A 14,197-nucleotide genomic window follows, 5' to 3' on the forward strand; every position below is an offset into this window, starting at 1 on the left:
AGCGTTGCATTTTAGCCACATTGTTGCTCTAAAACCACGACAACTAGTCGGTTCGAGAATGATTCTGTAAAACATGCAATTGAATATTAAAAACAATGACGTTGTGGCTGTAGATATGCAGGTCGGGGCGAACAAGCACCATCGTAGATTTTTAAACTATCGCACGGCACTCGTTTTTCTTGCGCTTTTGAGTGCTGGTATTTCATTTATGATCCTGCTGGGTCTGACGCCGATCAAACCTGAGGAAAACGTGGTTCTGGGTGCATTGGCCGTCAATTCGGCATTTGTATTGTGTCTACTTTTTATAATTATATTCGAGTTCACCCGTCTATTTAAGGCACGCCGTCGAGGAAAAGCTGCTGCGCGCCTCCATATTCGAATTGTTGGATTATTTAGCGTTGTAGCTATAACACCAGCGATCATCGTTGCTGTTATTGCAAGTATAACTTTAGATATCGGGCTTGACCGCTGGTTTTCAATTCGCACGAAGGCCATTGTCAATTCATCGCTCGATGTGGCCGAAGCCTATGAACTTGAGAATGCCCGATACTTAAATGGCCAAGTCTTATCAATGGCAAATGATCTTGATAGTTCGAGAGCGCTTTTTACCTTGGATAGAAACGGGTTTGCTGATTTTTTTAAACGGCAGACTATCGGGCGCGGTCTCATCGCTGCGCAATTGGTAGATAACAAAGGTGAAGTCATTCTTGAAGCTGATATTGAGGATGGTGTAACTATGCCAAACATGCCGGCGGGAACTCTTGATGATGCTTCCGATGGATTGCCAGCTCTTATTCGATCAGGTCGCACAAATCTTGTTGGTGCTGTTTTAAAACTAAGAAATATTTCCAACTCCTATCTCTATGTCGTCAGGGCTTTGGACGACGAAGTTATTCGCGCAAAAGGGCTGATGGAAGCCGCAACAATTGAATATAATTCTCTTGAAGAAGGTCGATCAACTTTGCAGGTCGCATTTGGTGTGCTGTTTCTTGGGTTTGCGCTTATTTTGCTTTTATCAGCAATTTGGATGGCGATTGCCGTCGCAGATCGTTTGGTTCGACCCATTCGACGCTTGATTACAGCGGCAGACGAAGTCGCTGCGGGTGATTTGACAATCAATGTACCAGTTCATGCGTCTGATGGCGATGTAGGCTCTCTAACAATGACATTTAATAACATGATTTCGGAGATCAGAAATCAACGCGATGAAGTTTTAGTTGCAAAAGATCAGGTCGATGAGCGGCGACGATTTACTGAAGCAGTTCTAACCGGCGTTTCAGCTGGGGTAATTGGTATTGATCACGATGGATTTATAACAATTGCAAACCGATCAGCATCAGTCATTCTGGATAAATCTGAAGATGATTTGGTTGGAAACAAACTGGAAGATGTCGCTCCGGGCTTTACGACCATTTTTATTGAAGCAGGCTTGAGAGGGCGTGATGAATTTCGATCTCAAGTTACCACGACGTCGGGCGGGAAAGAACATAATCTTGATGTTAAAATTACACGTGAACAATCATCCGATGGTCGACAATCTTATGTTGTTACCGTTGACGACGTGACCGATCTTGTGGTTGCACAGCGCTCCACAGCTTGGGCTGATGTTGCACGACGCATCGCCCACGAAATCAAAAACCCTCTTACACCCATCCAATTGTCAGCAGAACGAATTCGTCGTCGGTTTGGGAAGTATATTCCTGAAGATGGTAAGGAAGTCTTTGATCAGTGTACCGAAACTATCGTGAGGCAAGTTGGCGATATCGGAAGAATGGTCAATGAATTTTCATCCTTTGCACGTATGCCAAAACCAGTTAAATCGCAACATGACCTTCGTGATATCCTCAAAGATGCTATATTTACACTTGAAGTCAGCCGATCTGATATTCATTTTGAACGCGAGATGCCTGAAGAACCGATGCTTGGCGAATTTGACGCCCGTATGCTGGGGCAGGCATTTGGAAATCTGGTAAAAAATGCGTCTGAGGCAATTGATGCCGTCTCTGACGATAACGCTCGTAAGAGCAAGCGTATTTTTGTTCATGCTTATCCTTCGCAAAACGGCAAAGATTACATTGTCGATGTAATTGATAATGGGAATGGCTTGCCGAGAGAAAATAGACATCGATTGCTCGAGCCGTATATGACGATGCGAGAAAAAGGCACAGGGTTGGGGCTGGCAATTGTGAAAAAAATTGCTGAAGATCATGACGGTTCATTGGAACTCCACGATGCCCCACCTGATTTTGATAACAATCCTGGCGCGATGTTCCGTGTCATTTTATCCAAGAATTCTGTAAAACCTGCTGATGCAGGCAAAGATGAAAAATAGAGGTCTGATGAATGCCAACTGACATTTTGATCGTGGATGACGAAGAAGATATTCGCGAGATCGTATCGGGAATTTTAGAGGATGAAGGCCATGAGACGCGTACGGCTTTTGATAGCGATAGCGCGCTTGCTGCCATTGCAGAGCGTGTTCCGCGCCTTATCTTCCTTGATATTTGGCTACAGGGAAGTCGTCTGGACGGGCTTGCATTGCTTGATGACATCAAATCGAGATACCCTGACTTGCCGATTGTTATGATATCCGGACACGGTAATATTGAAACAGCGGTATCTGCGATCCGTCGCGGCGCATATGATTTTATTGAAAAACCATTTAAAGTAGACCAGCTTATTATGGTTAGCGAACGGGCTATTGAAACCTCCCAACTAAAGAAGGAGGTAAAAGACCTTAAGCGGCGAACGGGTGGTGAGAATATAGATCTGGTGGGTGCATCATTTGCTGTCACACAATTGCGCCAAGCCGTTGAAAAGATTGCACAAACGAATTCACGAATAATGATCAAGGGGCCTTCGGGTGCAGGTAAGGAACTCGTTGCTCGCCTCATTCATAAAAATTCTAGTCGGGAAAGCGGGCCTTTTGTTGTCTTAAACTCAGCAACAATTACACCTGAACGGATGGAAGTGGAGCTTTTCGGCACGGAAAATTCTAGCGGAACAGAGCGAAAAATTGGTGCGTTGGAAGAAGCTCACGGTGGAATTTTATATTTGGATGAAGTGGCAGATATGCCGCTTGAAACTCAAAATAAAATTGTTCGTGTACTCGTAGATCAGCAATTTGAACGGGTAGGTGGTACAAAGCGTGTGAAAGTTGACGTCAGGGTCTTGTCGTCCACCGCACAGAACCTTGAAGAGCTGATTGTAGCAAAGAAGTTTCGCGAAGATTTATTTCATCGATTAAATGTCGTGCCCGTTAAAGTGCCTGCGTTGAGGGATAGAGGAGAAGATATTCCTTTCCTCGTTGATCAGTTACTTAGGCAAGTATCTGAACAAATGGGTGTAAAAAAATGCAAAATTTCTGATGATGCGCTTGCCGTCTTACAAGCCTATTCTTGGCCCGGAAATATACGCCAGTTAAAAAATATAATCGAACGAGTTATGATCTTAGGACATGACCAAAGTTCAGATGGTGTCATCAATGTGGACATGTTGCCTGACGAAGTGACTGAACTAGGTCCGGCGAAACGTGATGGTGGTCAGCAACATATTATGACACTGCCGATTCGAGAAGCGCGGGAAGCCTTTGAGCGGGAATATCTTCTGGCGCAAATTAGCAGATTTGGTGGTAATATTTCTAAAACAGCATCCTTTGTTGGAATGGAACGATCGGCATTGCACCGAAAATTAAAATCTCTTGGTGTTGGAAACACATAGCAATCATATTCAAATTGGGGTAAACCAGCCACGCTAGTTTGAATTGTGTGAGTATAAATTGAACGTCAATTGCTATAAGGGACAGCCATGAAAGTTATAATTTGTGGTGCAGGGCGTGTCGGATACGGTATTGCTGAACGATTGGCCGCCGAGGAAAATGACGTATCTATTATTGATACATCCGAAGAGCTTATTCAGGTTATCCGCGATACCCTTGATGTAAGGGGCTATATTGGCCATGGTGCTCATCCTGAAATACTTGCGCGCGCTGGTGCCGAACAAGCTGATATGATTATAGCGGTTACGCTTTCTGATGAAGTTAACATGGTCGCTTGCCAGGTAGCTCATTCACTTTTCAATGTTCCCAAGAAAATTGCCCGTATTCGTGCTCAGGGATATTTGCAACAGCATTGGTCTGATTTATTTTCCAGCGATCATATGCCAATTGATGTCATTATTTCACCAGAGATTGAAGTCGGAAAAAAAGTATTGCGCCGTATTGCCCTGCCTGGCGCTATTGATGTGGTGAGTTTTGCTGATGACAAAGTCGTCATGACAGCGATTGAATGTCAGGAAAATTGCCCGGTTGTCGATAGGCCACTTGTCCAGTTAACAGAAATGTTTCCAGACCTTTTAGCAACCATTGTTGGTGTTTGGCGTAATGGTGAGTTTATTGTTCCAAACTCATCTGATCAACTTGAAGTTGGTGATGTTGCTTACGTTGTGTCGAGTTATAACCATGTTAATCGTACACTAGCGCTATTTGGGCATGAGGAGCAGGAAGCTCAACGTATTGTTATTGCAGGTGGTGGCAATATTGGTGAATATGTAGCCAAGAAAATTGAAGAGAGTCAGTCGCGAACGCGCGTCAAAATCATCGAATATAATCGTAACCGCGCGCTCAAAGTTGCTGATAATCTAGATAAAACAGTTGTTTTGAATGGTTCATCAATTGAACAAAAAATATTGGTGGAGGCTGATATTCAAGACGCGGATCTTATGATAGCGCTGACGAACGATGATCAGATTAATATTTTGTCTTGCGTTATGGCAAAGCACTTAGGTTGCAGTGCAAATCTTGCCTTGATCAATAGTCCAACATATCAGCAGTTTACAAAATCAATTGGAATTGACGCAGACATTAATCCGCGCTCCGTAACGATCTCTCGCGTTTTACAGCATGTGCGCAGAGGTCGAATTCGTTCGGTATATACGTTGCAGAAGGGGGCTGCTGAAGTTATTGAAGCAGAAGCTTTAGAAACTTCCGCATTGGTTGGTAAGCCAATAGGTGAATTGGAATTACCAAAAGGTATGCGTATAGGTTCGGTCTATCGCGACGGCAACGTTATCAAACCAAATGGAGCTACACAGATTAAGGCCCATGATCGTGTTATTATCTTGGCAACGGCCGATGCAGTAAAGGCTGTTGAGCAGCTCTTCAGGGTCAGTCTTGAGTTTTTCTAAGGCGTTGTGATGACAGGTATAGTACATGTAATTGCTCTTGCAATTTTCGGACTTTCCTCGCTCTTATTGATCCCTATATTGGTGGCTTTGGGGCAAGGTGAGGGTGGTCTTGCTGGCATAATGCTCATATTTTCTACGCTTGGAATATTTGTATCAATTGTTATCTTGGCAGCGATTGCTGATCTTGAATATAACCTGTCCCGCTCCTTAAGTTTTGTTTCGCTCTTAAGTTTATGGCTTATCACATCGTTGGTTGGCGCATTTAGTTTCATGGTGTTTTTGAATATGCCGTTGGGCGCTGCATGGTTTGAATCCGTAGCCGCATTAACAACATCGGGCGGGTCTTTAATTTCAAAATCGGCCTCCAGTCAAACAATGTTGGTCTGGCGCGCATGTATGGAGTGGTACGGAGGGTTTCTCACCCTTGTGTCTGTGCTACATATTCTAGCTCCGGGTGAATTTGGTGGTCTTATTAATACCGAGCGCACCCTTAGACCGAAATCTGGCAATAAAACATGGCTGCCGGATTCCTCTGGTTATCAACGATTAATTACAGAGTATGTTATTATCACGCTTCTGATTGCGGTTGGATTAATGGCGTCGGGTGTTACAAGCCTTAACTCAATGATGTTATCTATGGTCGCAATTGCGACCGGTGGCTTTACTCCATTCGAAGGTGCATTGGACGAAAATGTTGGCCGTTTTGGACAATTCGTTATCATTATTGGTCTTCTTGTTGGTACTCTAAACATCTTTTGGCGACGCAGTATTATTAGGAGTCCAAGAACATTTTTACGCAAAAATGTTGAACTGAATTATATTTTGGTTGCATTGCTTGTACTAAGTCTCGTTTACGGTTTTAGATATGCTTCGCTTGCCGGCTCAGAAAGATCTGCAGAAAATGCTTTGTTACATATTCTCGAGGGGTTGTTTTCAGCAACGTCTCTTATTGCAACAAGTGGAATGGAAACCCGCCCCGGTGCGATAGCCGTTCTTCCTGATGTATTGGTTCTTGCCGTCGTTCTTATTGGTGCGAGCATTTATTCAACGACAGGTGGGATCAAGATATATCGAATCGCAATGATGGCTGCCCATGCTCTGCGTGAATTGAAGAAACTCATTCATCCCACAAGTGTTCAAAATCTTCGATTTGGTGAAGTTGTGATCGATGAGCAAAAAATGGCAGCGATTTGGTCACACTTTATTCTCTCACTTATTCTGGTAGGCATTGGTGCCTTTCTAATTTCATTCTTTGGGTTTTCATTTGATGCTGCGGCGACATTGGCAATTGCACTTTTTTCTAACGCAGCCCCAATTTATGATGCGCTTATTCCGACACTATCCGAAATTTCGCTAGCTGAAGGTGTCGCGTGGCCGTCTTTGAGCGATGGAAATACATTGTCTTACATCGTTTTTAGCGCATTAATGCTGGTCGGACGCCTTGAAGTTATCGCCGTTTTTGCTGTTCTGAATTTCAGATATTGGTTAAATCGATAGGTTGGCATATAGCGGTGATTGAAAAAATAGCCAAATCAGTCGATTTTGAATAAAAACAATCTAAAATTTTCCAGAAACTACTAAATTTAACCATTTATGTTTCTAGTTGAGACTGTTAGATGTGAATGCTGATTGCTTTATTTTCTGCACCACAATGTTGAAGCTAATAAATAGATCCGAAAAACAATATAGAAAACGGGGAAAAAAAATATGGCTGATAAATCTCAAAATTTGCAAGACCTATTTTTGAACAGCGTTCGAAAACAAAAAATGTCACTCACAATATTTTTGATCAACGGTGTTAAATTGACAGGCGTTGTTACATCATTCGATAATTTTTGTGTACTATTACGACGTGACGGTCACTCACAATTGGTTTATAAGCATGCCATCTCCACTATCATGCCAGGCTCCCAATTGCAGATGTTTGAAATCGAAGAAGGTGCTGGCGATCAATAAGGATCAGAAGCAATAGATACGTTCGATACACCATTTTCTAAGCAAGACTCGACTGGTTTAGAAACAGATGATGGCATTCGTGCTGCCCGCACCATAGTCATTGTTCCGACAATCCGGCGACGATCTGATCCCAAACAGGTCTCACTCGGAACAGAGGTGATGCGGGATGGTGAAGCACGTAAAGACGAGGCAATCGGTCTAGCTCATGCGATTGATCTGGACGTTGTGTTGTCGCTGACCGTCACCTTACCTAAAGCTAAAGCCTCAACCTTGCTTGGTTCAGGTAAGGTGGACGAGGTCGCAAGCCTTATCAAGCAGTATGAGGCTGAACTTGTCATTGTTGATCACGCATTATCGCCTATCCAACAGCGAAATCTGGAAGAGGCTTGGCATTGTAAGGTTATTGACCGTACGGGGCTCATTCTCGAAATTTTTGGTAAACGAGCCTCTACAAAAGAGGGTGTGTTGCAGGTAGAGCTGGCCCATCTGAATTATCAAAAAGGACGTTTGGTGCGCAGTTGGACGCACTTGGAACGTCAACGCGGCGGCGGCGGCTTTATGGGTGGTCCAGGTGAGACGCAAATCGAATCTGATAGGCGCATGCTGCAAAGCCGTATTTCAAGTTTAGAGCGTGAACTGGAGCAGGTTCGGCGCACGAGGCAACTTCATCGCTCTAAACGGCAAAAGGTCCCGCACCCTATCGTCGCCCTTGTAGGATATACGAACGCCGGTAAATCGACGCTCTTTAACAAAATTACCGGCGCTGATGTGTTGGCTCACGATATGCTTTTTGCAACGCTAGACCCAACCCTTCGTAAAATGTCGCTGCCTCTCGGGCGTTCGGTTATTTTGTCTGATACAGTGGGATTTATTTCCGATTTACCCACTCACTTAGTTGCGGCATTCCGTGCCACGTTAGAGGAAGTGCTGGAGGCCGATCTAATCCTCCATGTGCGGGATATGACTGATCCAGATCATGAAATTCAGGCGAATGACGTCTTGCAGATTTTGTCTACTCTTGGTCTTAAGGACAAAGAGAACGCAAACATCATTGAGGTCTGGAATAAGTTGGATGATCTTGAGCCTGAAATAGCCAATCAATTCCGTGAGAAGGCTGACGGGCATGAAAAGGCGATAGGTGTGTCTGCGCTTACAGGGCAGGGCATTGGTGAGCTTCTAAATTTAATTGAGAAGGAGTTATCCGGTCGAATTACGGAACGCACAATTGAATTAAAGCCAGCTCAGATGCGGATATTGCCTTGGATTTATGAGAACACAAAAGTATTGGCCAGAAAAGATCAGGAAGATGGGTCTGTTCAATTAGATATTGAGGTAACAGAGCATGATGCCGAAGAACTTTTGAATCGACATCAAGTCCATTTTCTATAAAGATTTTGCCTCAACCCAAAGGGCTTCCATCTGCTCTAATGTTGCTGATTTAATATCTAAATTATTATCTGCAAGATTTTGTTCTATATACGAAAAACGTTTTCGAAATTTTGTATTAGTACCGCGTAGGGCCATCTCAGGATTGACATTTAAATGCCGTGCCAGATTGACGAGAACAAACATCAAATCGCCCATTTCATCCGCGACTTGGTCTTTGTTTCCCTTAGAAATTTCAGCCCGTAATTCAGCGATTTCTTCTTCCATCTTATCTAAAACCAATGATGGATCATTCCAGTCAAAACCAACTTTTGATGCCTTTTGCTGAATTTTTAATGCCTCTTCATTGGCTGGCATCGCGCGTGAAACTGTATCCAGTAGACCTCTGCTATCTTCCTCAGCTAAACCACGAGCGCGGCGTCTTTCACTACGTTCCTGCTTTTCTTCGGCTTTGATTTCATCCCAACGGATTTTTACTTTTCCACCTGTTTTCGCATTACCGTCGCCAAAAACGTGTGGGTGTCGGCGGATCATCTTTTTATTGATTGCATAAACCACATCCTCGAATGAGAATAGACCTTCCTCCTTGGCCATTTGTGCGTGAAAGACGACTTGCAACAACAAGTCTCCCAATTCGTCACATAAATCCTCAGGATCATTTCGTTCTATAGCGTCCGCAACCTCGTAAGCTTCCTCTAATGTATAGGGTTTAATTGTTTCGAAATTTTGCTCAATGTCCCAAGGACAGCCTGTTTCTTTATCCCTAAGTGCGGCCATTACTTCAAGTAAACGCACAATATCGTTTGAAGGTGTCATATTAACTTCCTGGCTATTTAACTTAGCGGAATATCATTTTCTGATTTACTGTTCTGATAGGTTGCCGACATTTCATCATAGCTTTTAGCAATTCTATCTACTTGCGTCAGAAGATCAGCCTTTTTGTCGCTATTGAGAGAGTTTATTCCTTCAACGATACCTTTTGCCGTAAAAAATGCGTTCTCATGATTGTAGCCACCTGCATCCAGTCCATAAAGTTCTTTCATGATTTTGAGATCGTGAGGGATTGCAAATGCATCTTTAGAATCAACATGTGAGAAGAAGTAGAAATAATTGTCAAATCCGGCCCATGTAATTGCAGACATGCACATTGTGCACGGCTCGTGAGTGGTCAGAAAAATGAGCTCAGAAGTTGGAGGGCGCTTATTCGCATCCATTTCATAAAATCGTTTTAAAAGATGCACTTCGCCATGCCAAAGTGGATTTTCCATCTCGTTATTTGTTTCTGCCAAAACAAGCGAATAATCACTTTTTCGCAAGACTGCTGCACCAAAAATTTTATTGCCGAGTTCAACACCTTTCTGGGTCATCGGAACGATATCATTCTCCAACACATTTAGCATCTTAGTAAGCAAGATTTCATCGTTAAAGTTTGGTGGCGTCATATTTGGCTCTCCGGTTAGAAAATACGGTAAGAGAATTCGTTTTCTCCTTTTCGCACCGAATTGAGAAAAATCATACCCTTCGTGATCAAAACTTCGATTGTTGTTCCTTCAATTTAATTTTGAAAGTAGCCAAAATACGCCGAGATACGAAACAGGACTTGGTTATGGCTGCAATTGAAGACAAACTTATCGCATTTCCTGCCTTCTTTAAGGTAGAAGGCGAGAAAGTTGCGATCTTTGGTAATGGTGATGAAGCATTTGCAAAACTGCGTCTGCTCTCAAATAGCCGTGCCGACATTATTGTTTATGCTGACGCGCCAGAAGCAGATCTTGTTAAATTTGCAGCCAAAGAAGGCTATGAGCTCATTCGTGCTAAATTTGATGCTAGCCAACTTGAAGATGCGGCTATGGTATTCGCTGGAACTGGCGATGAATTGCTTGATCAGCAGATTGTAACCGCTGCCCGTGAGTTTAAAATCCCGGCAAATGCTGTCGATCAGCCAGATTGGTGTGATTTTTATACGCCGGCTCTGGTGAACCGTGCGCCATTGTCAATCGCGATCGGTACAGAAGGTGCTGGGCCGGTTCTTGGTCAGATCGTACGTGCTCGTATAGATCAGATGTTATCTCCCTCTCTTGGTCCCCTGGCGCGACTTGCACAGCAGTATCGTAAAGCCGTTGATCACATGGTGCCACGTGGCGTAACTCGCCGCGTTTTCTGGCGTCGTTTTTTTACTGGCGATATTGCCGATAAAGTGGCAATGGGCAATATTTCAGATGCCCGACGTATCGCTACGCGTATTCTGCGTGAGCGTGAAGAAGCCCAAGGTCATGTTTGGCTTGTGGGTGCGGGCCCGGGTGCAGAAGATTTGCTGACATTGCGTGCACAGCGCGTCATGATGGAAGCTGATGTAATTTTATATGACGCGCTTGTACCAATGGCAGTTGTAAATATGGGGCGCCGTGATGCGGAACGTATATCAGTTGGAAAACGCAAGGGCTGTCATTCAAAATCACAAGATCAAATCAATGATCTACTTGTTGAACTAGCATCGTCTGGAAAACGCATAGTGCGTCTTAAATCTGGCGATCCACTCATATATGGCCGTGCTGGTGAGGAAATGGCCGCATTGCGCGATGCCGGCATCTCTTATGAAATTGTGCCGGGAATCACATCCGCATTTGCCGCGGCCGCTGATTTTGATTTGCCGCTTACTCTTCGCGGTGTGTCATCTTCACTCGTTTTCACAACAGGTCACGATCTAACAGGTGCCGCGTTACCTGATTGGGCACGTTTGGCAATTTCAGGTGCGACGATTGCGGTTTATATGGGCCGCACAGTTGCGGCGACGGTTGCGAATAAGCTTATGGAAGCTGGCCTTGATGGCAGTGTAAGCGTTGCGGTTGTTGAAAATGCTGGTCGTGCGGACAAAAAACTAATGCATGGCATATTACAAAACTTACCAGCGCTGGAAGATCGAACAGATCTTGCTGGCCCTGTCATGGTGATTATTGGGGAAGCCGTTGCTGGTGCAACTTTCGACCATTCAACACCGCTTCTTGAATTTTCAAATAACAAACTAAAAGCAACTATTGGAGCATAGTATGATTTCTAAAGTCTTGACTGCAAATAAACTAATCGATGGCAATAGCGTTTGGCTCAATGCTCAGGGCGAATGGTGTGAAGAGTTGAAAGACGCATTTATCGCCCGTCATGATGAAGCTGTTGCTGCTCTTGAAGATACTGGCAAAAAAGCCGTTTCTGATAATCTTGTTGTTGATGTTGCTGTGATCGATGTTGTTGAAAGAGAAAATGGCATCTGGCCAACGCGCTTGCGTGAGCGCATTCGCTCGCACGGCCCAAGTGTTGCCTATGGTTATGATGCGTTAGCTGATAACGCAGCGATAAAAGCTGCCTAAGGATACATAATGTATAGATATGATGAGTTTGATCACGCGTTCGTGAACGAGCGCGTAGCTCAGTTTAAAGATCAGGTTGAACGCAGGGTTTCTGGTGATATTTCAGAAGACGCATTTAAACCGCTTCGTTTGATGAATGGTGTATATTTGCAGCTCCATGCATATATGCTCCGTGTTGCCGTTCCCTATGGCACTTTGTCGCCCAAACAAGTGCGGATGCTGGCCCATGTTGCGCGCAAGTATGATCGTGGCTATGGCCATTTTACAACTCGTCAGAATATCCAGTTTAACTGGCCTAAACTATCTGATATTCCCGCAATTCTGGAAGATTTAGCAAGCGTTGAAATGCACGCGATCCAAACCTCTGGCAATTGTATTCGTAATGTAACAACAGATCAGTTTGCCGGTGCTGCCGCCGATGAAATTGCAGACCCGCGTCCCTATGCTGAGATTTTACGTCAGTGGTCGTCTATTCATCCTGAATTTTCTTTTCTCCCACGTAAATTCAAGATTGCAGTAACAGGCGCACCAAATGACCGTGCCGCGATCCAAGTGCATGACATCGGCTTGCAGCTTGTGAAAAACGATGCAGGCGAAATAGGCTTTACTGTCTATATTGGCGGCGGGCAGGGGCGTACGCCGATGATTGCTAAAAAAGTCAAAGACTTTTTGCCTGAAAGCGATCTACTATCTTACACAACAGCCATTATGCGTGTGTACAACTTGCATGGTCGCCGCGATAACAAATACAAAGCACGGATTAAAATCCTTGTGCATGAAACAGGTCTTAATGAGTTGAAAGCGCAAATCGAAACTGAATGGGCGCATCTTAAAGATACAGAACTTAAGCTTCCGGACGAAGATATTGCAGCTATAACCAAATATTTCGAGCCTCCCAAGCTTGTAGATCGTGCAGAGGGTTGGGGACAGCTGGCTGAATGGAAAAAAGCAGATGCTTCATTTGCAACCTGGGTAGGGCAAAATGTTGGCCCGCACCATCACCCTGATTACGGCACAGTGACAATTTCACTCAAGCCAATCGGTGGTGTTCCTGGTGATGCAACAGACGCCCAGCTCGACTTGGTTGCAGATTTGGCTGAAGAATATGGCAATGATGAAGTTCGCGTCACACATGAACAGAACTTGGTTTTGCCGCATGTCGCACTTGCCGATCTTGAGCCTCTTTATCGCGTTTTGGCTGCCCATGGATTGGCAACAGGAAATGCAGGTCTTGTGACAGACATTATTGCGTGTCCGGGTCTTGATTACTGCGCTCTGGCAAATGCCCGCTCAATTCCAGTTGCACAAGAGATATCCAACCGCTTCGGCGATGATGCACGTCAGCAGAAAATTGGCGATCTTAAAATAAAAATTTCCGGCTGTATTAATGCCTGTGGTCATCACCATGTTGGTCATATCGGTATTTTGGGCGTTGAGAAGAAGGGTGCTGAACTTTATCAGCTCACTCTTGGTGGTTCGGCGGATGAGAATACATCCATTGGCAACATCACCGGACCCGGGTTTGAGCCAGATAAGATCACCGATGCGATTGAAACTGTTGTTGATACGTATCTGGACCTTCGCACAAATGATGATGAGGCCTTTATAGACGCTTATCGTCGTGTGGGTATGGAGCCGTTTAAAGAAGCGCTCTATGGCAAGAGAAAACTGGCTTAAGGACCTGATATGACACAAATTTGGACAAAATCCGGTTTTCAAGCCGACAGCGAATTTGGTATCCTTGCCGATGGTGCAGAATATCTTACGATTTCTGATTTGGCCGATGCGACAGGTAACGATCTTGCTGTACGTATTGAACCATCAGATGATGTGGCTGAACTTTCCAAGTATTTGGATAAATTAAGCATTGTGGCTGTTCACTTTCCTGCCTTTAACGATGGTCGTGCGTTTTCACATGCATCGTTATTGCGTGATCGTCTTGAATATAAAGGTGAAATTCGCGCATTTGGCCATGTGCTTTTGGATCAGGTGCCTCTTATGCTCCGTTGTGGGATTGATAGTTTTGAAGTGAGTGATGAGCCAACAATTCGTCATTTGGGCGAGGGGCACGTTCCTGCAATTAGCCATCATTATCAACCATCAATGGACGAGCCACTCAAGGCCAATTCCTATAGCTGGCGATATATGGCAAAGCCAGCAAGTTAGAAATCACAATTCCTTTAATGCCCCATATTGCAATCTAACAGATACTGTGGGGCATTTGTTGCTATGCACTAATTGCAGCGCTGCAATGATGAAAATGCGTTACCTTTATAGCAAGGGAAGGCCTATTATCTATCAGCAATGTT

At 44.3% G+C, this 14,197-nt stretch carries 12 protein-coding genes; 10 read left to right on the forward strand and 2 right to left on the reverse strand.

Annotated features, from left to right (window positions below; all coding sequences use genetic code 11):
- Positions 1 to 73: 73 nt before the first annotated feature.
- The 6 genes from AB2J24_RS10620 to hflX all read left to right on the forward strand — a co-directional run bounded on the left by AB2J24_RS10620 (position 74) and on the right by hflX (position 8,529).
- On the forward strand, positions 74 to 2,332 hold the full coding sequence (locus AB2J24_RS10620) for a sensor histidine kinase NtrY-like (protein WP_367385460.1): 2,259 nt from the start codon (positions 74 to 76) through the stop codon (positions 2,330 to 2,332).
- A gap of 11 nt (positions 2,333 to 2,343) precedes the next feature.
- Positions 2,344 to 3,720 (forward strand): sigma-54-dependent transcriptional regulator, encoded by a 1,377-nt coding sequence (locus AB2J24_RS10625; RefSeq protein ID WP_367385461.1) that lies wholly within the window; start codon positions 2,344 to 2,346, stop codon positions 3,718 to 3,720.
- An 87-nt stretch (positions 3,721 to 3,807) separates the two neighbouring features.
- Entirely contained in the window at positions 3,808 to 5,184 is a 1,377-nt protein-coding gene (trkA, locus tag AB2J24_RS10630) for a Trk system potassium transporter TrkA (protein WP_162653887.1), read from the forward strand.
- 9 nt (positions 5,185 to 5,193) lie between these two features.
- Positions 5,194 to 6,681 (forward strand): potassium transporter TrkG, encoded by a 1,488-nt coding sequence (locus tag AB2J24_RS10635; RefSeq protein ID WP_367385462.1) that lies wholly within the window; start codon positions 5,194 to 5,196, stop codon positions 6,679 to 6,681.
- A 210-nt stretch (positions 6,682 to 6,891) separates the two neighbouring features.
- A complete protein-coding gene (gene hfq / locus AB2J24_RS10640; protein ID WP_162653891.1) occupies positions 6,892 to 7,140 on the forward strand; it encodes an RNA chaperone Hfq in 249 nt (82 codons plus the stop codon).
- Between the two features lie 75 nt (positions 7,141 to 7,215).
- Entirely contained in the window at positions 7,216 to 8,529 is a 1,314-nt protein-coding gene (gene hflX / locus AB2J24_RS10645; RefSeq protein ID WP_420883649.1) for a GTPase HflX, read from the forward strand.
- On the opposite strand, the gene mazG is transcribed toward hflX, so the two are convergent.
- Entirely contained in the window at positions 8,524 to 9,342 is an 819-nt protein-coding gene (gene mazG, locus AB2J24_RS10650) for a nucleoside triphosphate pyrophosphohydrolase (protein WP_367385463.1), read from the reverse strand. The genes hflX and mazG overlap by 6 nt on opposite strands.
- A 17-nt stretch (positions 9,343 to 9,359) precedes the next feature.
- A complete protein-coding gene (locus AB2J24_RS10655; protein WP_367385464.1) occupies positions 9,360 to 9,968 on the reverse strand; it encodes a deaminase in 609 nt (202 codons plus the stop codon).
- A gap of 164 nt (positions 9,969 to 10,132) precedes the next feature.
- Between AB2J24_RS10655 and cysG the strand changes: the two genes are divergently transcribed.
- Genes cysG through AB2J24_RS10675 form a run of 4 tightly spaced genes read left to right on the forward strand, consistent with a single transcriptional unit; the run spans position 10,133 to position 14,054 of the window.
- On the forward strand, positions 10,133 to 11,572 hold the full coding sequence (cysG, locus tag AB2J24_RS10660; RefSeq protein WP_367385465.1) for a siroheme synthase CysG: 1,440 nt from the start codon (positions 10,133 to 10,135) through the stop codon (positions 11,570 to 11,572).
- A gap of 1 nt (position 11,573) precedes the next feature.
- Entirely contained in the window at positions 11,574 to 11,888 is a 315-nt protein-coding gene (locus AB2J24_RS10665) for a DUF2849 domain-containing protein (protein WP_367385466.1), read from the forward strand.
- Between the two features lie 9 nt (positions 11,889 to 11,897).
- Positions 11,898 to 13,565 carry a nitrite/sulfite reductase gene (locus AB2J24_RS10670; protein WP_367385467.1) on the forward strand — a complete coding sequence of 556 codons (1,668 nt, stop codon included), beginning with the start codon at positions 11,898 to 11,900 and terminating at the stop codon, positions 13,563 to 13,565.
- 9 nt (positions 13,566 to 13,574) lie between these two features.
- Positions 13,575 to 14,054: a DUF934 domain-containing protein gene (locus tag AB2J24_RS10675; RefSeq protein WP_367385468.1), complete on the forward strand. Its 480-nt coding sequence runs from the start codon at positions 13,575 to 13,577 to the stop codon at positions 14,052 to 14,054.
- The last annotated feature ends 143 nt before the right edge of the window (positions 14,055 to 14,197 follow it).

The sequence above is a fragment of the Lentilitoribacter sp. EG35 genome, from assembly GCF_040784015.1.
In the GTDB taxonomy this organism is placed as follows: Bacteria; Pseudomonadota; Alphaproteobacteria; order Rhizobiales; family Rhizobiaceae; genus Lentilitoribacter.

What these genes read in the sequence shown, in the direction of transcription:
- AB2J24_RS10620 (WP_367385460.1), top strand. Translation starts at nt 74, where the DNA reads ATGCAATTGAATATTAAAAACAATGACGTTGTGGCTGTAGATATGCAG.
- AB2J24_RS10625 (WP_367385461.1), top strand. Translation starts at nt 2,344, where the DNA reads ATGCCAACTGACATTTTGATCGTGGATGACGAAGAAGATATTCGCGAG.
- trkA (WP_162653887.1), top strand. Translation starts at nt 3,808, where the DNA reads ATGAAAGTTATAATTTGTGGTGCAGGGCGTGTCGGATACGGTATTGCT.
- AB2J24_RS10635 (WP_367385462.1), top strand. Translation starts at nt 5,194, where the DNA reads ATGACAGGTATAGTACATGTAATTGCTCTTGCAATTTTCGGACTTTCC.
- hfq (WP_162653891.1), top strand. Translation starts at nt 6,892, where the DNA reads ATGGCTGATAAATCTCAAAATTTGCAAGACCTATTTTTGAACAGCGTT.
- mazG (WP_367385463.1), bottom strand. Translation starts at nt 9,342, where the DNA reads ATGACACCTTCAAACGATATTGTGCGTTTACTTGAAGTAATGGCCGCA.
- AB2J24_RS10655 (WP_367385464.1), bottom strand. Translation starts at nt 9,968, where the DNA reads ATGACGCCACCAAACTTTAACGATGAAATCTTGCTTACTAAGATGCTA.
- cysG (WP_367385465.1), top strand. Translation starts at nt 10,133, where the DNA reads ATGGCTGCAATTGAAGACAAACTTATCGCATTTCCTGCCTTCTTTAAG.
- AB2J24_RS10665 (WP_367385466.1), top strand. Translation starts at nt 11,574, where the DNA reads ATGATTTCTAAAGTCTTGACTGCAAATAAACTAATCGATGGCAATAGC.
- AB2J24_RS10670 (WP_367385467.1), top strand. Translation starts at nt 11,898, where the DNA reads ATGTATAGATATGATGAGTTTGATCACGCGTTCGTGAACGAGCGCGTA.
- AB2J24_RS10675 (WP_367385468.1), top strand. Translation starts at nt 13,575, where the DNA reads ATGACACAAATTTGGACAAAATCCGGTTTTCAAGCCGACAGCGAATTT.